Origin of the sequence: Streptomyces gamaensis, from assembly GCF_042656465.1 — a bacterium.
GTDB lineage: Bacteria > Actinomycetota > Actinomycetes > Streptomycetales > Streptomycetaceae > Streptomyces > Streptomyces gamaensis.
Map to the genome: position 1 here is coordinate 1 of NZ_JBHSPB010000005.1, position 19596 is coordinate 19596.

At 71.9% G+C, this 19596-nt stretch carries 18 protein-coding genes and 1 pseudogene; 13 read left to right on the top strand and 6 right to left on the bottom strand.

The window, feature by feature from the left end; translation table 11 throughout:
• From ACFP1Z_RS09590 to ACFP1Z_RS09600, 3 genes are all read right to left on the bottom strand, one after another.
• On the bottom strand, positions 1-173 hold a 173-nt coding region (locus ACFP1Z_RS09590; RefSeq protein WP_390315899.1), incomplete at its 3' end, for an AAA family ATPase.
• Positions 174-229: 56 nt separating this feature from the next.
• Positions 230-1291, bottom strand: coding sequence for a FecCD family ABC transporter permease (locus tag ACFP1Z_RS09595; protein WP_390315555.1), 1062 nt, complete (start codon positions 1289-1291; stop codon positions 230-232).
• On the bottom strand, positions 1288-2346 hold the full coding sequence (locus ACFP1Z_RS09600; protein ID WP_390315556.1) for a FecCD family ABC transporter permease: 1059 nt from the start codon (positions 2344-2346) through the stop codon (positions 1288-1290). Before ACFP1Z_RS09600 ends, ACFP1Z_RS09595 begins: the two co-directional genes overlap by 4 nt.
• A gap of 169 nt (positions 2347-2515) precedes the next feature.
• Between ACFP1Z_RS09600 and ACFP1Z_RS09605 the strand changes: the two genes are divergently transcribed.
• From ACFP1Z_RS09605 to ACFP1Z_RS09620, 4 genes and pseudogenes are all read left to right on the top strand, one after another.
• A complete protein-coding gene (locus ACFP1Z_RS09605) occupies positions 2516-3547 on the top strand; it encodes an ABC transporter substrate-binding protein (protein ID WP_390315557.1) in 1032 nt (343 codons plus the stop codon).
• A gap of 32 nt (positions 3548-3579) precedes the next feature.
• On the top strand, positions 3580-4395 hold the full coding sequence (locus ACFP1Z_RS09610; RefSeq protein ID WP_390315558.1) for a siderophore-interacting protein: 816 nt from the start codon (positions 3580-3582) through the stop codon (positions 4393-4395).
• A 76-nt stretch (positions 4396-4471) separates the two neighbouring features.
• Positions 4472-4927, top strand: a pseudogene (locus tag ACFP1Z_RS09615) (HAD family hydrolase); the annotation flags it as partial.
• Positions 4928-5113: 186 nt separating this feature from the next.
• Positions 5114-6544 carry a M14 family zinc carboxypeptidase gene (locus ACFP1Z_RS09620; protein WP_390315559.1) on the top strand — a complete coding sequence of 477 codons (1431 nt, stop codon included), beginning with the start codon at positions 5114-5116 and terminating at the stop codon, positions 6542-6544.
• 70 nt (positions 6545-6614) lie between these two features.
• On the opposite strand, the gene ACFP1Z_RS09625 is transcribed toward ACFP1Z_RS09620, so the two are convergent.
• The 3 genes from ACFP1Z_RS09625 to ACFP1Z_RS09635 all read right to left on the bottom strand — a co-directional run bounded on the left by ACFP1Z_RS09625 (position 6615) and on the right by ACFP1Z_RS09635 (position 11768).
• A complete protein-coding gene (locus ACFP1Z_RS09625; RefSeq protein ID WP_390315560.1) occupies positions 6615-7367 on the bottom strand; it encodes a transglycosylase SLT domain-containing protein in 753 nt (250 codons plus the stop codon).
• A 313-nt stretch (positions 7368-7680) separates the two neighbouring features.
• Positions 7681-10590, bottom strand: coding sequence for an FAD-binding and (Fe-S)-binding domain-containing protein (locus ACFP1Z_RS09630; protein ID WP_390315561.1), 2910 nt, complete (start codon positions 10588-10590; stop codon positions 7681-7683).
• Between the two features lie 11 nt (positions 10591-10601).
• On the bottom strand, positions 10602-11768 hold the full coding sequence (locus ACFP1Z_RS09635) for a pyridoxal-phosphate-dependent aminotransferase family protein (RefSeq protein WP_390315562.1): 1167 nt from the start codon (positions 11766-11768) through the stop codon (positions 10602-10604).
• A 97-nt stretch (positions 11769-11865) separates the two neighbouring features.
• On the opposite strand from ACFP1Z_RS09635, the gene ACFP1Z_RS09640 reads away from it, so the two are divergent.
• The 9 genes from ACFP1Z_RS09640 to ACFP1Z_RS09680 all read left to right on the top strand — a co-directional run bounded on the left by ACFP1Z_RS09640 (position 11866) and on the right by ACFP1Z_RS09680 (position 19533).
• Positions 11866-12609 (top strand): IclR family transcriptional regulator, encoded by a 744-nt coding sequence (locus ACFP1Z_RS09640; protein ID WP_390315563.1) that lies wholly within the window; start codon positions 11866-11868, stop codon positions 12607-12609.
• 155 nt (positions 12610-12764) lie between these two features.
• Positions 12765-14498, top strand: a complete 1734-nt coding sequence (locus tag ACFP1Z_RS09645; protein WP_390315564.1) for an L-lactate permease — start codon at positions 12765-12767, stop codon at positions 14496-14498.
• A 39-nt stretch (positions 14499-14537) separates the two neighbouring features.
• The gene (locus tag ACFP1Z_RS09650) at positions 14538-15107 is read left to right on the top strand and encodes a TetR/AcrR family transcriptional regulator (protein WP_390315565.1); all 570 of its coding nucleotides are present in this window, start codon (positions 14538-14540) and stop codon (positions 15105-15107) included.
• Between the two features lie 14 nt (positions 15108-15121).
• Positions 15122-15730, top strand: a complete 609-nt coding sequence (locus ACFP1Z_RS09655) for a DUF4865 family protein (protein ID WP_390315567.1) — start codon at positions 15122-15124, stop codon at positions 15728-15730.
• 139 nt (positions 15731-15869) lie between these two features.
• Positions 15870-16130: a Prokaryotic metallothionein gene (locus tag ACFP1Z_RS09660; RefSeq protein WP_390315568.1), complete on the top strand. Its 261-nt coding sequence runs from the start codon at positions 15870-15872 to the stop codon at positions 16128-16130.
• A 30-nt stretch (positions 16131-16160) separates the two neighbouring features.
• Entirely contained in the window at positions 16161-16733 is a 573-nt protein-coding gene (locus tag ACFP1Z_RS09665) for a hypothetical protein (protein WP_390315569.1), read from the top strand.
• Positions 16730-17611: an MNIO family bufferin maturase gene (gene bufB, locus ACFP1Z_RS09670; protein WP_390315570.1), complete on the top strand. Its 882-nt coding sequence runs from the start codon at positions 16730-16732 to the stop codon at positions 17609-17611. Before ACFP1Z_RS09665 ends, bufB begins: the two co-directional genes overlap by 4 nt.
• Positions 17604-18269, top strand: coding sequence for an HvfC/BufC N-terminal domain-containing protein (locus ACFP1Z_RS09675; protein WP_390315572.1), 666 nt, complete (start codon positions 17604-17606; stop codon positions 18267-18269). Before bufB ends, ACFP1Z_RS09675 begins: the two co-directional genes overlap by 8 nt.
• 19 nt (positions 18270-18288) lie before the next feature.
• Positions 18289-19533 carry a ferritin-like domain-containing protein gene (locus tag ACFP1Z_RS09680; RefSeq protein ID WP_390315573.1) on the top strand — a complete coding sequence of 415 codons (1245 nt, stop codon included), beginning with the start codon at positions 18289-18291 and terminating at the stop codon, positions 19531-19533.
• Positions 19534-19596 lie beyond the last annotated feature (63 nt).

Sequence of the window (19596 nt, forward strand, 5' to 3'; positions counted from 1 at the left end):
CGCGACAGCGCCCGCAACAGGGTCGACTTCCCGCACGCGTTGGGGCCGACGATCACGGTGAAGGAACGGTCGGGTATCGCGACACTCAGCCCTTCGGCGATGGTCCGCTGCTCGTAGGCGAGGGTGAGGTCCTGGCCGCTGAGCCGGGTCGCGCCGGGTGCGCCCTGTTCCATGGTGGGGGTTCCGTCCTGGTGTGGTGTCGGGTCGGTGGTGTGCGTGACGAAGTCGGTCATATGCGGCCCTTCTTCCGCTGTACGGCCATGAGCCACACCAGGCAGCCGCCGCCGAGGACGCCGGTGACGACGCCGACGGGCAGCTGGTGCCCGTCGATGGCGCGCTGCGCGGCCCAGTCGGCGGTCACGAGCAGGGCGGCGCCCGCGCACAGGGAGGGCAGGAGGTTGGGGCCGGGTGCCCCGGTCATGCGGCGGGCCAGCAGGGGCGCGGTGAGGGCGACGAAGGAGACGGGTCCGGCGGCGGCCGCCGCGAAGGCGGTCAGGACGACGGCGGTGAGCAGCAGGACGAGCCGCAGCCGTTCCACGCGCACCCCCAGCGCGCTGGCGGTGTCGTCGCCCATCTCCAGCTGGTGCAGGGGCCGTGCGCAGCCGAGGAGGACGACGGGCACGAGCACGGCGAGCGTGACGGCGAGGGGCAGGACGTTGTCCCAGCCGCGGCCGTCGAGGCTGCCGGTGAGCCACAGCAGGACGCGCGCGGCCTCCATGAGCTTGGCCTGGGTGAGGAGATAGCCGTTGACGCCGGTGAGGATGGTGGCGACGCCGATGCCGGTGAGGACGAGCCGGTAGCCGCCCGTGCCGTCGCGCCAGGCGAGTCCGTACACCAGCAGTCCCGTGAGCAGTCCGCCGACGACGGCGCCGCCGGCCAGTGCCCAGGTGCCGCCGCCGAGGACGACCACGGCGGTGAGGGCGCCGGTGGAGGCGCCGTGGGTGAAGCCGAGGACGTCGGGGCTGCCGAGGGGGTTGCGTACGAGCGTCTGGAAGAGGGTGCCGCCCAGGGCGAGCGCGGCTCCGACGAGCAGGGCGGTGGCGACGCGGGGCAGGCGCAGTTCCTCGACGATGAAGACTTCGGACGGGGTGCCGTCCCCGGTCAGGGTGCGGATGACGTCGGCGGGGCTCATCGGGTAGTCGCCGCTGCCGACGGAGACGACGGCCATGGTCAGGGCCGCGAGGAGGAGGACGGTGGTGGCGAGGAGGGTGCGGGGGCGGAAGCGCAGGGAGATGCCGCCGGGCGTGCGCAGGGTCCGTACAGCGGTGCCCATGGTCCGTACGGTGCTCATGCCCGCACCGCCTTCCGTCGTCGTACGAAGTGCAGGAACAGGGGTCCGCCCAGGACCGAGGTGACGATGCCGACCTGGAGTTCGCCGGGGCGTCCCAGGACGCGGCCGAGGACGTCCGCGCCGAGCAGCAGCACGGGCGCGAGCACGGCGCAGTACGGCAGCATCCAGCGCAGGTCGGGGCCGGTGAGGGCGCGGACGAGGTGCGGCACGATGAGTCCGACGAAGACGATCGGGCCGCAGGCGGCGGTGGCCGCGCCGCACAGCAGGGTGACCGCGAGCAGTCCCGCTGCACGGACGGCGGTGGGCCGGGCGCCGAGGGCCCGTGCCGAACTGTCGCCCAGCGCCAGGGCGTTGAGGGGACGAGCGAGGGCCAGCGCGAGGACGAGGCCCGCGGCGACGACGGGCGCGAAGCGCAGCACGGTCTCGCTCCGGGCGTCGGCGAGCGAACCCACCGTCCAGAAGCGCATCCTGTCCAGCGACGAGGTGTCGAGGAGCATCACCGCGCTCACGTAGGAGGTGAGCGTGGCGTTGAGGGCGGCCCCGGCGAGCGCGAGGCGCGCGGGCGTCGCGGTGCTGCCGCCGCCGACCGCGTACACGAGCACCGAGACGGCGGCGGCGCCGAGGAAGGCGAACCAGATCTGTCCGCTGTAGCCGGTCACGCCCAGGAACGACAGGGCGGAGACGACGGCTGCGGCGGCCCCGGCGTTGATGCCGAGCAGCCCGGGGTCGGCGAGCGGATTGCGCGTCAGGGCCTGCATGACGCCGCCGGCGAGACCGAGGGCGGCGCCGGCGAGCAGGCCGAGGAGGGTGCGCGGCAGCCGCATCTTGTGGACCTGTACGTACGAGGCGGAGCCGGCGTCGTACAGGCCGTGCCACACCTCGCCCAGGGACAGTTGCTTGGCGCCGACGGCGATGCTGAGGGCGCACACGGCCGCGAGGAGGAGCAGGGCGGCGAGCAGTCCGGCTGCGCGTGTGAGGGCGGGCCCGCCGGGCGGCCGGTCCCGTGACGAGGTGGCCGGTCTCTGCTCGTCCTGGACGGTGGGGGATGTGGGCACGTACGGGCTCCGGTGGGGGCCGGCAGCGGTGGGTACTGGGCGGCCGGCTGGACAGCTGGGACAAGTTTTTGGTTAGGCTAACCTAACAACTCCTTGGGGTCCGGCTGGACCCCGCACCCCACCACGGGCCCGGCTGCCGGGCCCCTTGCACGTACGGAAGCACTGCGCCATGCCCCACGCCGGATCCGCCCGCCTCTCCCGCCGCCGTCTCCTGACCGCCGGCGGTGCCCTCGGACTGGGCGCGCTGCTCACCGCCTGCGGCGGCAGCGGCGGTTCGAAGGACGCCGGCAAGGGCGGCAAGGGCGGCGCGTGGTCCTTCACCGACGACCGCAAGGAGACCGTGAGCGCGAAGAGCACCCCGCAGCGGATCGTCGCCTTCACCGGTACGGCGGGAGCGCTGCACGACTTCGGGCTCGACAAGCAGCTCGTCGGCGTCTTCGGCGAGACCAAGGGCAAGGACGGCAGGCCGGACCCGCAGGCCGGGACCCTCGACGTGGACAAGATCGAGATCATCGGCAACGCGTGGGGCGAGTTCAGCATCGAGAAGTACGCGGCGCTGAACCCGGACCTGCTCGTCACGCACATGTTCGACGAGGGTGCGCTGTGGTACGTCCCGGACGAGAGCAAGGACAAGATCCTCAAGCTCGCGCCGAGCGTCGCCGTCACCACCGCGCGGGTCCCCCTGCCCGAGCCCATCAAGCGCTACGCCGAGCTCGCCGCCTCCCTCGGCGCCGATCTGAACGACCGGCAGGTCACCGAGGCCAAGGCCCGCTTCGAGGCCGCGGCGGAGACGGTGCGCAAGGCCGCTCGGGACAACGGCGGCCTGAAGGTCATGGCGGCCTCCGGCAGCGCCGACCTCTTCTACGTCTCCAACCCCGAGGTCAACACCGACCTGATGTACTTCCGTGAACTCGGCGTCGATCTGATCGTGCCCGACTCCCCCGACAAGGGCGGCTACTTCGAGAGCCTCAGCTGGGAGAACTCCGGCAAGTACCGGGCCGACCTGATCCTCCTCGACAACCGTACGACGGCCCTGCAGCCCAAGGACCTGGCGTCGAAGCCGGGTTGGGCCGGGCTGCCCGCGGTCAAGGCCGGCCAGGTCACGACCTGGGACGCGGTCCCCCGCTTCAGCTGGGCGGGCTCCGCGCCGCTGCTGGAGAACCTGGCGAAGGCGGTCCAGGGCGCGAAGAAGCTCGGCTGACACGGCACGCACGACACCGGGGGACCCCGTTCATGACCTTCCGTTTCTTCCCCGCGCACGTGGTGCGCAGCGTCCGCCTGGGCCCGTCGATGGTGCGGATCACCTTCGGCGGCGAGGAGTTGGCCGGTTTCGCGAGCGGTGGCCGCGACCAGAGCTTCTCGCTGTTCCTGCCCCACCCCGGCCAGGAGGCCCCGGTCGTCCCCGTGGAGGAGGGCGACGGCTGGTTCACGGCCTGGCGGGCGCTGGATCCGGCGGTACGGGCGGTGATGCGCTCGTACACGGTGCGGGAGCAGCGGCGGCAACCGGACGAGCTGGACGTGGACTTCGTGCTGCACGGCGTCGGAACCGCCCACAGCGGCCCGGCCTCCCGCTGGGCGGCTCACGCCTCCCCCGGCGACCGGGTCCTCCTCCTCGGCCCGGCCGTCCCCGACAACAAGAGCGTCGGCTTCCGCCCTCCGGCGGACACGGACTGGGTCCTCCTGGCTGCCGACGAGACGGCACTGCCCGCCGCGGCCGCGATCCTGGACCAACTCCCGGAAGGCACACGCGCGAAGGCCTGGCTGGAGGTCCCGCACGAGGCCGACATCCAGCCCCTGCGCACGGATCCCGCCATCGAGGTCGTCTGGCTCCCCCGCGACCGTACGCCCGTCTCCCTCCCCGAAGCGATCCGCGCCGCCGCCCTGCCGCCCGGCACCCCGTACGCCTGGCTCGCCGGCGAATCCGGCACGGTCCGCGCGCTGCGCCGCCACCTCGTCAACGAGCGTGACACCGACCGGCGTCGGGTGACGTTCACGGGGTACTGGCGGCGGGGGGTGACGGAGGAGGAGCTGCGGGCGGAAGCCGGGTAGAGGCGACGGATGCCTGCTACGCCGGGCTGTGGCGCTGGGCTCGCATCACTGGCCCTGTTCTGAGGACAGCCCTACGATGTGCCGTGTGATCAAAGCGGTGGTCTTCGACGTCGGTGAGTGCTTGGTCGACGAAACACGTGAATACGGTACGTGGGCCGACTGGTTGGGCGTGCCACGTCACACCTTCGCGTCCGTGTTCGGAGCGGTCATCGCGCAAGGCCGCGACTATCGCGAGACGTTCCAGGTGTTCCGGCCGGGATTCAGTCTCTCCGAAGAACGTGACAGACGCGCCGCCGGAGGACAGCCGGAGCACTTCGGCGAGGAAGACCTCTAGCCCGATGTCCGCCCCACTTTCGCCCGGCTGCGGGCAGACGGTCTGTGGCTGGGGATCGCGGGCAACCAGACCGTGCGCGCCGGGGGCATCCTCCGTTCGCTGTTCACAGAAGACGTGGATCTGATCGGCACGTCCGACGACTGGGGCGCCAGCAAGCCTGATCCGGTGCACCTGTCACGGCAGCGGACCGCACCACCACCCCCGGAACACCCCCTTCCCTCCATGACATGGCCATGGCACCATGCCCCCGGTTGGTCCGACGGCATCAGCCAAGGCGCCCGGAGCGCCGAACGGTCCGGCATTCCGGGTGCCGCCGCGTGCGGGGCGCGCGCCGTGCCCCGCGTGCGGGCACGTGCCTGAAATCCCCCCACGGAAGGCCATCTCATGTCCCGGAAATCCCTGGCGGCCCTGGCCGCCGGAGCGACGGTCGTGGCGCTCGCGGCCATGTCCCCGCTGTCCCCGTCGGCGGCCGCCCGTAGCGCGCCGCAGGCGGAACGCGGGGACGGCGAGCGCACCGTGGTCGTCTACCGCGTCCCCACGCACGACCGGAGCGACGCGCAGAAGCTGATCTCCTCCGGGTACGACCTCGTCGAACGCCGCCAGGGCGACGACCTGTTCGTCATGGGCGACCCGTCGACGGCGGCCGGGCTGCGACGGCTCGGCTTCGCCCCCACGGTCGCCGAGACGATGAAGAAGCCCCTCCCCCACAAGCCGCCCACGGCCGCTCCCACGACAGGCGTGAACGCCGACACGTACTACGGCGGTTACCACACCGTGGACGGCCACTACGCGCACCTCGACCAAGTCGCCGCCCAGCACCCGGACATGGCGACGGTCGTCACCTACGGGCAGTCCTGGCTCAGACAGAACGGGCGCGGCGGCCACGACCTCAAAGCCATCTGCGTGACGAAGATGAAGCAGGGAGACTGCCGGCTCAGCCCCGACGCGACGAAGCCGCGCTTCTTCCTCATGAGCCAGATCCACGCCCGTGAGATCACGACGGGCGAGGTCTCCTGGCGCTGGATCGACACCCTCGTGGGCGGCTACGGCAAGGACCCGGACGTCACGGCATTGATGGACTCCACGGAGATGTGGGTGGTGCCCATCACCAACCCGGACGGCGTCGACATCGTCGCGTCCGGCGGCGACAACCCGATCCTGCAACGCAAGAACGCCGACGACGCCCAAGGCAGCAGCTGCGGTTGGACCGGTCAAACCGGTGTGGACCTCAACCGCAACGCGGGCACCCACTGGGGCGGCCTGGGGACCTCGACCCAGCCGTGCAGCGAGATCTACCTCGGGCCCGCCGCCGACTCCGAGCCGGAGAACTCCGCGCTGGAGGGCCTGTGGCGCAAGCTGTACCCGGCCGTGCGCACCGGTACGGGCGACAGCGACCCCGCGCCGGCCACCGCCAAGGGCCTGATGATCAGCCTCCACTCGGACGCGAGCATGGTCCTGCTGCCGTGGGAGGCCGACCACTCCCTCCACACGGGCAACGACGCGGCGCTGCGCGCGCTCGCGGGGAAGCTCGGGTCGATCACCGGCTATCAGTCCGGGCAGGCCGGTGAGATCCTCTACGACGCGTCGGGCGGTTCCGACGACTGGACGTACGACAAGCTCGGCCTGGCGAGCCTGACGATCGAGATCGGCGACAGCGACGGGCGCGGCTGCTCCGGGTTCACCCCGGCGTTCTCGTGCCAGGACAGCTACTTCTGGCCGAAGCTGAAGCCCGCGCTGGTGTACGCGGCGCAGCAGGCGGCGGCGCCGTACCGGACGACGGACGGGGACGACGACTCCGCGCACGCGCGGCACTGACGGCATGAAACGAGGGCGGTGGCACCCGGGTTCGGGTGCCACCGCCCTCGCGGTGGTTCAACGCCTCACATCAGTAGGCGGAGTTGACGTTGTCCATCGAGCCGTAGACCTTGGCCGCGTAGTTGCAGGCCGCGGTGATGTTGGCGACCGGGTCGTAGATGTCCCAGGAGGTGCCCTCGACGTGGTACGCCTTGAAGGTCGGGTCGATCACCTGGAGCAGGCCCTTGGACGGGATGCCGTTGACGGCGTTGACGTCCCAGCCGTTGATGGCCTGCGGGTTGCCGGTGGACTCGCGCATGATGTTGCGCTTGATGCCCTCGTAGGAGCCCGGGATGCCCTTGGCCTGCATGATGTCCATGGCCTCGCGGATCCAGCCGTCCAGGTTGTTGCCGTAGGACTTCGGAGCGGCGGGAGCGGCCGGGGCAGCCGGGGCGGCCTTGAGCTCGGCGCGCTCGGTGGACCGGCTCGCGGCCTCCTTGTCGGCGCGCTCCTTGTCCGCGCGCTCCTTCTCGGCCTTCTCCGCCTTCTTCGCGGCGGCGTCGGCGTCGGCCTTCGCGCGCTGCGCGGTCGTGTCGGCCTGGGCCTTGGCCTCGGCGGCAGCGGCGTCGGCGCGCTGCGCGAGCTCACCGGTCTGCGTCTCACCGAAGGAGTCCGCCTTCGCGGCCACCGTCTTCACACCGATCGACTGCGTCTCGCTCCCGGCGGCGTGCGCGGAGGGGACCACGGCGAACGCCACGGCGGCGGCGCCGGCGGCCGTGATACCGGCAGCGGAGATCATGTGGGCCTTGGACAGACGGGTATAACCGGAGCGGGTGGAACGCATGAGAAAGCAGAACCTTCCATTCGGGGAGTCGCGGTCAGCGGCCCCTGCACGAGACGCAGGGCGTGAAAGAAGCGCCGTGTCCGAACGCGGCGCTCAGCGACACCACGATTGTTAGCGGCGCCGAAAACCCCTGACAAGGTCTGTGACCTACTACCCGAAGCCGGAGAACCCGGACACCAAACACCCGGAAATATCCGAATTGCCCATGGGGTGGACTGCCCCTTCCCCCACTACCCCGCCTCGTATGTGATCTGGGCCGCATGCCCCACCTCACACGCCGGCCCCCTCGATGTCACCGCGCGCGGCCGCCCGGTCACAGCAGGGCCCGTACCAGCTGCACCGGATGCCAGGCCGTGCGCCCGGTTCCATGGCGGATCTGCTGGCGGCACGAGGTCCCGGAGGCGACGATCACGGTGTCCTCGGGTTCGGCGTCCACGGCCGGGAAGAGCCGGTCGGCGCCCACGGCCATGGACAGCGCGTAGTGCTCGGACTCGTAGCCGAAGGAACCGGCCAGCCCGCAGCAGCCCGCGTCGAGCTCGACGACCTCGGCGCCGGGCACGGCCCCGAGCAGGGCGACCGCGGCCCCTGTGCCGGTCCCGGCCTTCTCGTGGCAGTGCCCGTGGTAGAGCAGCCGCCGCCCGGCGGGCCAGGCGTCCTCGCACGGCCGGAGCCGGCCGTCGGCGACCGCGTCCAGCAGCAGCTCCTCGACCGGGCGGACCCGGCCGGCGATGTCCCGGACCACAGGGTCGTCGGGGTGCAGGGCGAGGTGTTCGTCGCGCAGGGTCATCAGGCAGGACGGTTCGCAGCCGGTCACCGGCGTGCCGGGCGCCGAGCCGGCCGCGATCCGGTGGGCGAGCGTACGGGCGTGCTCCCCGGCCGTGTCGAGCAGGCCCTTGGAGAGGGCGGCCCGGCCGCAGCAGCCCCCGCTCTCCAGATGGACCTCCCAGCCGCAGTGCTCCAGCAGCTCGACGGCCGCGCGGCCGATGTCCGGCTCGGTGTAGGGGGTGAAGGAGTCGGCGAGGAAGGTGAGCCGTCCCCGGGGGGCGGGCCGTACGCGGGTCTCCCGGCCGTGGAACCAGCGCACGAGGTCGTGCCGGACGTAGACCGGCAGCGGGCGGTGCGGGGTGATGCCGAGCGCGCGGTCCAGCAGTGCGCGCATGGGGCGGATGCGGCCGGGGAGGTTGGACAGGGGCGCGGTGGCCGAGCCGAGCCGGCCCAGCGTCCGGGCCGCCGCGAGTACCCGGGAGCGCGGGGGCACCCCGTGCTGGTCGTGGTGCTGGGCGAGGGCCTCCGCCTTGAGGGCGGCCATGTCGACGCCGAGGGGGCATTCACTCTGGCACGCCTTGCACATCAGGCACAGGTCGAGGACCTCGTGCAGGCGGCCGTCGCCGAGCGCGCGTCGCGGGTCCGGAGCGGACAGGGCCTGGACCAGGGCGGCGGCTCTGCCCCGGGTGGAGTCCTCCTCCTGCCGGGTGGCCATGTAGGAGGGGCACATGACGCCGGTGCCGGTCTTGCGGCACGCGCCGATGTTCATGCAGCGGTCGGCGGCGCCGCGCATGCCGCCGGTGGCCGCGAAGGAGAGCCGGGTGGGCAGGGGGACGGCGGGGGCGAGGGCGGCGTCGCGCAGGTGGTCGGTCATGGCCGGGGCGTCCACGATCTTGCCGGGGTTGAGCCGGTTGTCGGGGTCGAAGAGGTGTTTCACCTCGCGCATGGCCTGGTACAGCCGGGGCCCGAAGAGTTCGCTGTTGAACTCGCTGCGGGCGAGTCCGTCGCCGTGTTCACTGGAGTTGACGCCCCCGTACTCGGTGACGAGGTCCTTGATCTCCTCGGCGACGGCCCGCAGGGTGCGGATCTGCGCGGGGTCGGCGAGGTCGACGAAGGGCCGGATGTGCAGACAGCCGACCGAGCAGTGCCCGTAGAACCCGGCGGTGAGGCCGTGCCGTTCGAGGACGCGGCGGAAGCGCCGTGTGTACGCGGCGAGGTGGACGGGGTCCACGGCGGTGTCCTCGACGAAGGCCAGGGGCCGCCGGGTGCCCTCGCCCGCGGCCATCAGCAGGCCGAGCCCCGCCTTGCGGACCTTGAGCAGGGCCGCCTGTTTGCCGGGGGTGTCCGCCCGCAGGGTGCGGTAGCCGTGGCCGTTGCGGGCCCACAGCCTGCTCAACGCGTCCGCTCGGGACCGGAGTTCCTCCTCGTCGTCGCCGGTGAAGCCGACGAAGAGGAGCGCGCCGGGGTCGCCGTCGAGGAGGGTGCCGAGCTCGGCGTACTCGCGTCGGCGGCGGGAGAGTTCGAGGATCGTACGGTCCAGCAGCTCGACGGTGGCGGGCTCGCAGGCGAGGGCGTCCCCGGTGGCGGCGATCGCGGCGTCGACGTCGGTGAAGTGTCCCACCGCGACGGTGGTACGGGCGGGGGCGGGCACGAGGGCGACCTCGGCCCGCGTGGTGACGGCGAGGGTGCCCTCGGATCCGGTGACGAGGCGTGCGAGGTCGAAGGGCGCGCCCCCGGCCAGCCGGTCGAGCCGGTAGCCGCAGGCGCGCCGCCAGTACGGGGGGAAGTCCTCGGCGATCGCCCGGGAGTTGGCGGCGAGGAGACGCGGCAGCTCGCGGTGGATGCGGCCCTCCAGGGTCGGCAGGGCGGCGCGGCGGGCCCGTTCGGTCTCGGTGACGGGTGCGAGGCGGGCGGTGGTCGCGTCGGACAGGACGACGTCCAGGGCGCGGACGTGGTCGACGGTCATGCCGTGGCGCAGGGATCCGCTGCCGGCGGAGTTGTTGCCGATCATGCCGCCGATGGTGGCCCGGCTGCTGGTGGAGGTGTCGGGGCCGAACATCAGCCCGTGGGCGGCTGCGGCCCTGTTGAGCTGGTCCTGTACCGCTCCGGGTTCGACGACGGCCGTACGGGCGTCGGGGTCGAGCGTGAGGACGCGGCGCATGTGGCGGGAGAGGTCCAGGACGAGGCCGGGGCCGACGGTCTGTCCGGCGAGGCTGGTGCCGGCGCCGCGCGGCACCACGGACAGACCGTACTCGGCGGCCGCGGCCACGGCCGCCCGTACGTCGTCCGCGTGGCGGGGGAAGGCGACGCCGAGCGGGGTGATGGCGTACATGCTCGCGTCGCGGGAGTACAGGTGCCGGGTGAGGTCGTCGAAGCGGGCCTCGCCGTCGAGGTCGCGGCGCAGCCGGCGGGCGAGGGCATCCGCCTTTGTTCCGGGGGGAGTTCCGGTGTCGCGCACGGGTGTCTCCTTCAGGGGGCACGGAGCAGGTCCAGGGCGGCGTCGAGTCCGCCGGGGTCGATGGGGACGCCCGCCAGTCGCAGGCCCATCTGCACGCCGGCGAGGGTGCCGGCGAGCGTGAGGTCGCCGAGCCGGCCGAGGTGTCCGATGCGCAGGACCCGGCCGGTGAGCCTGCCCAGACCCGCGCCCAGCGACATCCCGAAGCGGTCCAGGACGAGCGCGCGGACGTGGTCGGCGTCGTGTCCGCCGGGCAGGACGACGGCGGTGAGGGTCGCGGAGTACTCGCGTGGGTCGGCGCACAGCACGTCGAGTCCCCAGCCGTGCACGGCCGCGCGGGTCGCGGCGCCGTGGCGGGCGTGCCGCGCGAAGACCTGCGGCAGGCCCTCGGCGTGCAGCAGGCGCAGTGCTTCCTCCAGCCCGTACAGCAGGTTGGTCGCGGGGGTGCTGGGGAAGAAGCCGTGCCGGTTGGCCTCGATGACGGGTGCCCAGTCCCAGAAGGACCTGGGCAGGCGGGCGGTGCGCGCGGCGCGCAGGGCCTTGTCGCTGACGGCGTTGAGGCCGAGGCCGGGCGGCAGCATGAGCCCTTTCTGGGATCCGGCGACGGTGACGTCGACGCCCCACGCGTCGTGGCGGTAGTCGGTGGAGGCGAGCGAGGAGACGGCGTCGACGAGCAGCAGCGCGGGGTGGCCGGTGGCGTCGAGGGCCTGCCGGATCGCGGGGACGCGGCTGGTCACGCCGGTCGAGGTCTCGTTGTGCACGACGCACACCGCTTTGATCAAGTGCTGTCGGTCGGCGGCGAGTTCGCGGTGGACGGCGTCCGGGTCGGCGCCGTGCCGCCAGTCGCCGGGCAGGAAGAGCACGTCGAGGCCGAGTGAACGGGCCATGCGCTGCCAGAGCGTGGCGAAGTGGCCGGTCTCGCAGAAGAGCACGCGGTCGCCGGGGCTGAGGGTGTTGACCAGGGCGGCCTCCCAGGCGCCGGTGCCGGAGGCGGGGTGGATCACGACGGGGCCGCCGGTGCCGAAGACGGGTTTGAGGGCGTCGAGGAGCCGGAGCGTGAGGGCCGCGAACCGGGGGCCGCGGTGGTCGATGGTGGGTGCCGCCATGGCGCGCAGCACGCTGTCGGGGACGTCGGTGGGTCCGGGGATCTGGAGGAAGGGGCGCCCGGTGCGGGAGGCCACGGCTGTCAACTCCCCGGGTATTGTGCCGTGTTGCGGCACGCCGTACCGTGATGAGGCATGCTGGAGCGTAGGCTCGGCGCGCGGAAGGAGTCAATGGATGCAGAACGTCCTCAACGCGCTCCGGACGCTGGAGGAGATCGCCGACCGTCAGCCGATCGGGGTCGCGGAGCTGGCCAGGGTGCTGGGGCTGCCCAAGAGTTCGGTGCAGCGCACCCTGGTGACGCTGTGTGCGGCGGGCTGGATCCGTCCCACCGGCGAGGCCGTGACCCGCTGGGCGGTCACGACGAAGGCCCTGCGCGTGGGCCGCCGCGCGACCGGGGAGCTGGGTCTGCGGGATGTCGCGATGCCGGTGCTGGAGGAGTTGCGGCGGCGCACGGACGAGACCGTGCATCTGACGGTGCCGGAGGGCGGCCGGGTCGTGCTCGTCGAGCGGCTGGAGACCTCGCAACCGGTCCGCATCGTCCTGCCGTTGGGGCAGCACCTGCCCCTGCACGCCTCCTCCAACGGCAAGGCGGTCCTGGCCGCGAGCCCGCCGGAGGCCGTCGAGCGCTTCCTGGCCGAGAGCCTGCCGCGCTACACGGACACCACGATCACCGATCCGGAGCGCCTGCGGGCGGAGCTGGCCGTGATCCGGGCACGCGGCTGGGCGGCCAACGGCGGCGAGTGGCGCTCGGACGTCTCCGCCGTCGCGGCGGCGGTCGTCGGCCGGGGCGGGCTGCCGGTGGCCGGCATCAGTGTCAATGTACCGACGAGCCGGATGACGTCCGCCGCGCGGGAGACGTACGGGGCGCTGGCCGCGGAGGCGGCGAAGACGCTGGGCAGCGTACTGGCCGACCGGTGAACGTCCGTGGCCCGCCCGCGCGGAGCGCCTCCCGTCTCACACGGCGGGCGTACGCGTTTCCGTGCCCCTCGGCGCACCGTGCGGGGGGTGCGGGCTCCAAGCCCCTTCAGCGCACCGGGGATTCCTCGCTCCACGGGAGAAAGCGAGACGCACTCGTGTTCCGGCCGGCCATCGATCCGCTCGGGCATCCCGCCCTCACCGCGCTCCTCGCCTCAGCCCCCCTGCTGGTGCTGCTGACCCTGCTCGGTGTGCTGCGCACGGCCTCGCACCGGGCGGCCCTCGGGGGCCTGGCGACGGCCGCGCTGATCGCCGTCGCCGTCTACGACATGCCGCCGGACCAGGTGGCCGACGGGGCGGCCGAAGGGGCGGCGTTCGGGCTGTTCCCCATTGTCTGGATCGTACTCAACGCCGTGTGGATCAATGAACTCCAGCGTGTCGGCGGCCACTTCGACCTGGTGGGCAGGGCGTTCTGCGCGCTCTCCGGGGACGTGCGGGTCCAGGCGGTTCTGGTGGCCTATTGTTTCGGCGCCCTGGTGGAGTCCCTGTCCGGGTTCGGCACGCCGATCGCGATCACCTCGCTGCTGCTGCTCGCTCTGGGGCTGCGGCCGTTGAAGGCGGCCGCGGTGGCCACGTTCGCCAACACCGCGCCGGCGGCCTTCGGTTCGGTCGGCAATCCCATCCAGGCGCTGGCCCGGGTGACCTCCTTCCCCGCGCACGACCTCGGCGCCATGGTGGGCCGGCAGTCCGCCGTCGTCGCGGCGCTCGTGCCGTTCGCGCTGCTGCTGATGCTCGACGGCCGCAGGGGCCTGCGGCAGGCGTGGCCGGCGGCGCTGACGGCGGGAGTGGGGTTCGGGGCGGGCCAGTTCCTGTGCTCGAACTTCTTCGCCTACCAACTCACCGACATCGTGGGGGCGTTGGCGTCGACGGCCGCGCTGGTCGTCCTGCTGCGGGTGTGGCGGCCGCGCGGCGGCTCCGCCGGGGAGGGCGCCCGGGCGCCCGGCCCGCGTGACGGGGCCGCGCCGCACCCGGCGGTCCACGGCGCGCCGGCGCGTACCGTCCCACCGCCGATGCCCCCGGCTGCCGACGCCGACGGCCGGACGACCGTCTCCCCCGCGCGTCCCCGGAGCCGTCCGGCCCCGCACCGTGCCGAGACCTTGCGTGCCTTCTCCCCCTACGCGCTCCTCGTCGTCCTCTTCGCGCTCACCTCGTACCACGGCCCCGTCCAGCGCTTCGTCGCCGCGCAGGGGGTCGCCTTCGCCTGGCCCGGCCTCCACGTCCTCGGCGCCGACGGGCACCCGGCCACGGTCACCGTCTTCGACTTCGGCTGGCTCGGCGCGGCGGGCACCCTGCTGCTCGCCGCCGGGGTGCTGACCGCGTGGATCCTGCGCGTACCGGTCCGGGTGGCGGTGCGCTGCTACGGGCGGACCCTGCGGCGGCTGCGCCGCGCCGCGTTCACCGTCGCCTGCGTCCTCGCCCTCTCGTATGTCATGAACCTGTCCGGCATGGCGGTGTCCCTCGGCACCTGGCTCGCGGGCCTGGGCAGCGCGTTCGCCCTGCTCTCCGGCTTCCTCGGCTGGTTCGGGGTGGCGCTGACCGGCTCCGACACCTCCTCCAACGCCCTGTTCGGCGCCATGCAGGTCTCCGCCGCCCGCCAGGCCGGACTCTCCCCGCTGCTCATGGCCGCCACCAACAGCACCGGCGGCGTGCAGGGCAAGGCCGTCGCCATGCAGAACCTGGTCATCGCCGCGAGCGCGCTGGGCATCCCCGGCCGCGAGGGCGAGATCCTGCGCAGGGTGCTCGGCTGGAGCCTCGGCGTCCTCGCCGTGCTGTGCCTGCTCGCCTGGCTGCAGTCCACCCCGGTGCTGGACTGGACGGTGCCGGGCAGCTGACGTGCGGTTCTGTACCTACTGGTATGTACACTCGGGGGTATGAGCAGCACTTCGGAACGCCTCGTCGAGAGCACCCGGGAGCTCCTGTGGGAGCGCGGGTACGTCGGGACCAGCCCCAAGGCCATCCAGCAGCGCTCGGGCGCCGGCCAGGGCAGCATGTACCACCACTTCAACGGCAAGCACGACCTGGCGCTGGCCGCGATCCGCCGCACCGCCGAGGAGATGCGCGCCAAGGCGGAGGAGCAGTTCTCCGGGCCGGGCACCGTGCTGGAGCGGATCGGCGCGTATCTGCTGCGCGAGCGCGACGTCCTCAAGGGCTGTCCGGTGGGACGGCTCACGCAGGACCCCGAGATCGTCGCGGACGCGGTGCTGCGCGAGCCGGTCGACGAGACCTTCGCGTGGCTGCGCGGCCGCCTGACCGAGCTCCTGGAGGAGGGGCGCACGCGCGGCGAACTGGCCCCGGGGCTCGACCCTGCCGCCACCGCCTCCGCGATGGTGGCCACGCTGCAGGGCGGCTACGTCCTGGCCCGCGCCGCCGGCAGCACGGAGCCGTTCCACCAGGCCGTGACCGGCATCCTCCAGCTCCTGGCCACCCACAGCACCAAGTGAAGGAACACCGCACCGTGTACGCCAAGCAGTACGAGATCACCCTGCCCGCCGACTACGACATGGGCATCATCCGCAAGCGCGTCGCCGACAACGGCCACGTCCTCGACGACCGGGCCGGTATGGCCCTCAAGGCCTACCTCGTCCGCGAACGCGGCGTGGACGGCTCGCCCGTCAACCAGTACGCGCCGTTCTATCTGTGGCACGACACCGCCGCGATGAGCCACTTCCTCGTCGGCGGGGGCGGCTTCCAGGGCATCGTCCGCGACTTCGGCCGTCCCGTCGTCCGCCACTGGGCGGGCGTGGCCACGCGGCGGGGCGCTGCGCGCACCGCCGTTCCCCGGGCCGCGTCCCGCCGTCTGACCGCGCTCCCGGAGGACGCCGACCCCACGGGCCTGGGCCTGACCGCCCTGGTCGAGCGGGAGACGGACCGGCTGCACGCCCTCGCCCGCCGCGACGACGTCCACTCCGCCGCCCTCGCCGTCGACCCCCACCACTGGCAGCTGCTCCGCTTCGTGCTGTGGGAGCGGGAGGTCCCGGCCGAGGAGGAGGCCACGGAGCGCTACGAGGTCCTGCACCTGTCGGTGCCGGGCATCGACGGGCTGCCCGACGGGCGGCACTGGTAGCACACCGCGTACCCGCACACAGCCCTGCGGGCCCCCTCTTTCGAGTGAGGGGCGCCGCGCATATGACCAGGGCAAGGCGCTCCCGGGACGGATCATTGCGAGGCGTATTCACGACGTCCGACTTCCCGGGAGCGACCCGATGGCGATCTGCAACACCTGCGGCAACGACTACTGGATGGCCTTCGAGATCAAAACGGTCACCGGTGAGACCCACACCTTCGACTGTTTCGAGTGCGCCATCACCCGCCTCGCCCCGAAGTGCGAGAAGTGCAGCGCCCGCATCATCGGCCACGGCGTCGAGGTGGAAGGGCGCTTCTTCTGTTGCGCGCACTGCGCGCGCGAAGGAGCGCACGGGCTGGGCGAGCAGATCCGCGACACGGTGGGCGCGCACCCGGGCTGAGCGCCGGACCTCACGGAAAGGAGAACGCACATGGGTGCACCGCAGCACAACGGCAACGGGCACAAGAAGCTGAGCGCCAGGGAAGTGGCGCTGCTCATCGAGGGCGGAAAGCTCGGGGCCGAGAAGCGGGCGGGGGCCCGGGAGGCCACCGTGCAGTTCATCGAGCCGCGCAAGTTGCAGAAGGAGGTCGAGCTCCATGTGTGCATGGGGCTCAACTCCTGCAAAGGACACGACATCCTGGGCACCGCGCCCATGGCCGGCATGGGGGAGTGCGCGACCGTCTTCCACGTCTGTCACGGCGACAACGAGTGCCGGGGACAAGGCGGTTGCGGCTACAGCGGCAGCGACGCGGAACAGGCCAAGCCCGGCAATCAGGAGTGCCGGTGGAACGGCAGCTGCGCCAGCCCCATCAACGAGATCCGTGTACACGCCGCCGGCCCCTACCGCGGCACCAGCGTGTGGAAACGGGCCCGGAAGATCTTCGAGGAGCGGATGTACGCGGCCGGGCGGCCCTTCGGGCCCTCGCCCGGTGAGGGTTTCCCGGACGACATGGTGCCCCGTTACGAGGAGAAGCGAGGGATTCCCAAGGAGTCCCGTGCATGAGCGGGTGCCGGAGCACTGCCGCACAGCATTCCCCGCCCCCCTTCCCGCTGCCCCCGAACGACCTCGGATTCGGTGTCGGCCTGCGCACCCCGCATCTGCGGTACGTCCTCGCGCACCGCCCGCCCGTCGACTGGTTCGAGGCCATCTCCGAGAACTTCATGGACTCGGGCGGATTCCCGCGCCACGCGCTGGACCGGATCGCCGAACGCCATCCGGTCGTCCTGCACGGCGTCTCGCTGTCCATCGGCAGCACCGATCCGCTCGACTTCGACTATCTGCGGCGACTGCGCCGCCTGGCCGACGGCATCGGAGCACGCTGGGTCTCCGACCACATCTGCTGGACGGGGGTGGCCGGACTCAACACGCACGACCTGCTGCCGGTCCCGTTCACCGAGGAGTCCCTGGCCCATATGGTCCGCCGCGTGCGGGCCGTACAGGAATTCCTGGAGCGCCCGCTGGTGCTGGAGAATCCCAGCAGCTACGCGGAGTTCACCGGCTCGGTGATGAGCGAGTGGGAATTCGTCTCCCGGCTCGCCGCCGAATCCGGCTGCGGACTGCTCCTGGACGTCAACAACGTCTACGTCTCCTCCGTCAACCACGGTTTCGACCCGGAGGAGTACGTCCGGGCGCTGCCGCACGAGCGCGTGGTGCAGATCCACCTCGCCGGCCACACCCACCTCGGCACGCACATCGTCGACACCCATGACCGGCCGGTGGCCGACCCGGTGTGGCGGCTGTACGAGCTGGCGGTCTCCCTGACCGGGCCGGTCGCCACGCTCCTGGAGTGGGACGACCGCATCCCGCCCTTCCCCGAACTCCTCGCCGAACTGGCCAAGGCGCGCCGGTACGCCGGGGCGGCGCGGGTGCTCTGTGGCTAGGACGCCCGCCACCCTCGCCGACACCCAGCGCTGGCTGCAGGACGCGATCCTCGCCCCCGACGGCCCGGACCTCCGGTCCGTCGGCCATGTGCTCACCCCTTCCGCCGCGTTGAGCGCGCGGCAGCGGCTCGACGTCTACCGGCGCGGCTACCGGCTGCGCCTGCTGGAGGCGATGCGCGGGCTGCACCCCGCCCTGCGCGCGCTGCTCGGCCCCGGGCTCTTCGACGACTTCGCGCTCGACTACCTCGACGCGCGCCCGTCGCGCTCGTACACCCTCTTCCAGCTGGACGTGTCCTTCGCCGAGCACCTGGCCGCGCACCGGCCCGACCGCGCATCGCTGGACGGCCGGCGGGAGGGCTGGGTGGACGTGCTCGTCGATCTCGTCCGCTACGAGCGGGCCTTCGCCGAGGTCCACGACGCGCCCGGGCCGGCGTCGGTCCCGTTCCTGCGGGTGCTGCGGGTGTGCGCGCCCGTGCACGTCTACCACGCGGGGGTCCTGCGCGGTCATTCCGCAAAGCCGCCTGTGGCGGGGCCACCCGTGCATCTCGCGCTGTCGCGGCGCGACTACACGGTCGTCACGCACGAACTGGAGCCGGACGCCTACCGGTTGCTGTGCGAGCGGTCCGCCGAAGGCCACACCACCGTCGAACTTCCGTGAACGAAAAGGAGCATCTCCCATGGCCACCACGACCTTCACCGAGGAGCTCGCACCACCGGTCATGTCCCTGTGGCCGGTGGATCCGCAGAGCGACCCGAGCGACGAGAAGCAGCTGATCAATCACCTGTGCCAGGCCGCGTATCTGGAGATGTCGACGGTCCCGATGTATCTGTACGCCGCGTTCTCCATCGAGACGCGCGGCTACTCGCAGTGGGACCCGGGGATGGGGGCCTTCCGGCTGATCCGCAGCATCGTGGTCGAGGAGATGCTGCATCTGTGCCTGGTGCGCAACATGCTGGTCGCGCTCGGCGCCCGGAAGAAGATCCGGTTCTACGACAAGGACTTCATGCCGAAGTATCCGTCGCTCATGCTGCACCGCTGGCCGGAGCTGATGCTCCATGTCGGGCCGTGCACCAGGGACTTGGTCAAGAACGTCTTCATGGAGTTCGAACTCCCGAGACAGGACGTGACCACCCTGGAAGCCATTCCCGACGGCTGGTACCGGACCATCGGCGAGTTCTACCAGTCGGTGGGCAAGCGGCTGGAGGCCCTCCACAACAAGACGAAGGGCAAGATCTGGGCCAAGAACGAGCCGCACTTCCAGTACGTCGACACGTACTGGAACAAGGACGGCGGGGCCGGTCCGGTCATCGTGCACGGGCTGAAGAGCGCACAGGACGCGATGAAGATCATCGTGGAGCAGGGCGAAGGCATCGACCCCAAGAACCCCTCGGTGCCGATCAACCCGCTGAAACCCATTCCCGGGCTCGACGAACTGCCGCACTACACGAAGTTCAAACGGATCGCCGACGGGATCGAGCCGCTGGGCTTCGTCCACAACGTGCCCACCGACCCGAAGTCCGGCATGTACGACCCGAAGGTCAATCCCGGGGCCCATGCCATCAACGAGCTGTTCAACGCGGCGTACTGCTACACGATGCACATGATCGACGTCATCTACGACACGTCGTGGAAGGACCTGGCCCCGAACAAGCCGAGCAAGCGCTACCACTTGGAGCGCACGTTCATCGCCCTCATGCAGGGTGTCCTGGTGACCGTGGCCGAGACGATGGTCGCCAGCACACTCGAAAGCGAACTCGGTGTCATCACGAATCCAGGTCCGACCTTCGAGTTCTACCAGCTGCCGCCAGCGGACAAGAAGGCCCACCTCATCGAGCTGTGCGAAGAGGCCATGCGCCACTTCCCGGAACTCGGCGGCGACAACAGCGTCCTGTGGCTGCTCCACAGGATGCCGGACGTCTGACCCCGGCGGCCCGGGCTGCGCGGGCGGACAGGCGGGGCACGCATCTGTCCGTCCGCGCGCGGC

Excerpts from the sequence above, each read along its gene's own strand:
- ACFP1Z_RS09595 (WP_390315555.1), bottom strand. The coding sequence starts at position 1,291 with ATGAGCACCGTACGGACCATGGGCACCGCTGTACGGACCCTGCGCACG.
- ACFP1Z_RS09605 (WP_390315557.1), top strand. The coding sequence starts at position 2,516 with ATGCCCCACGCCGGATCCGCCCGCCTCTCCCGCCGCCGTCTCCTGACC.
- ACFP1Z_RS09610 (WP_390315558.1), top strand. The coding sequence starts at position 3,580 with ATGACCTTCCGTTTCTTCCCCGCGCACGTGGTGCGCAGCGTCCGCCTG.
- ACFP1Z_RS09620 (WP_390315559.1), top strand. The coding sequence starts at position 5,114 with ATGTCCCGGAAATCCCTGGCGGCCCTGGCCGCCGGAGCGACGGTCGTG.
- ACFP1Z_RS09625 (WP_390315560.1), bottom strand. The coding sequence starts at position 7,367 with ATGCGTTCCACCCGCTCCGGTTATACCCGTCTGTCCAAGGCCCACATG.
- ACFP1Z_RS09640 (WP_390315563.1), top strand. The coding sequence starts at position 11,866 with ATGCAGAACGTCCTCAACGCGCTCCGGACGCTGGAGGAGATCGCCGAC.
- ACFP1Z_RS09650 (WP_390315565.1), top strand. The coding sequence starts at position 14,538 with ATGAGCAGCACTTCGGAACGCCTCGTCGAGAGCACCCGGGAGCTCCTG.
- ACFP1Z_RS09660 (WP_390315568.1), top strand. The coding sequence starts at position 15,870 with ATGGCGATCTGCAACACCTGCGGCAACGACTACTGGATGGCCTTCGAG.
- ACFP1Z_RS09665 (WP_390315569.1), top strand. The coding sequence starts at position 16,161 with ATGGGTGCACCGCAGCACAACGGCAACGGGCACAAGAAGCTGAGCGCC.
- bufB (WP_390315570.1), top strand. The coding sequence starts at position 16,730 with ATGAGCGGGTGCCGGAGCACTGCCGCACAGCATTCCCCGCCCCCCTTC.
- ACFP1Z_RS09680 (WP_390315573.1), top strand. The coding sequence starts at position 18,289 with ATGGCCACCACGACCTTCACCGAGGAGCTCGCACCACCGGTCATGTCC.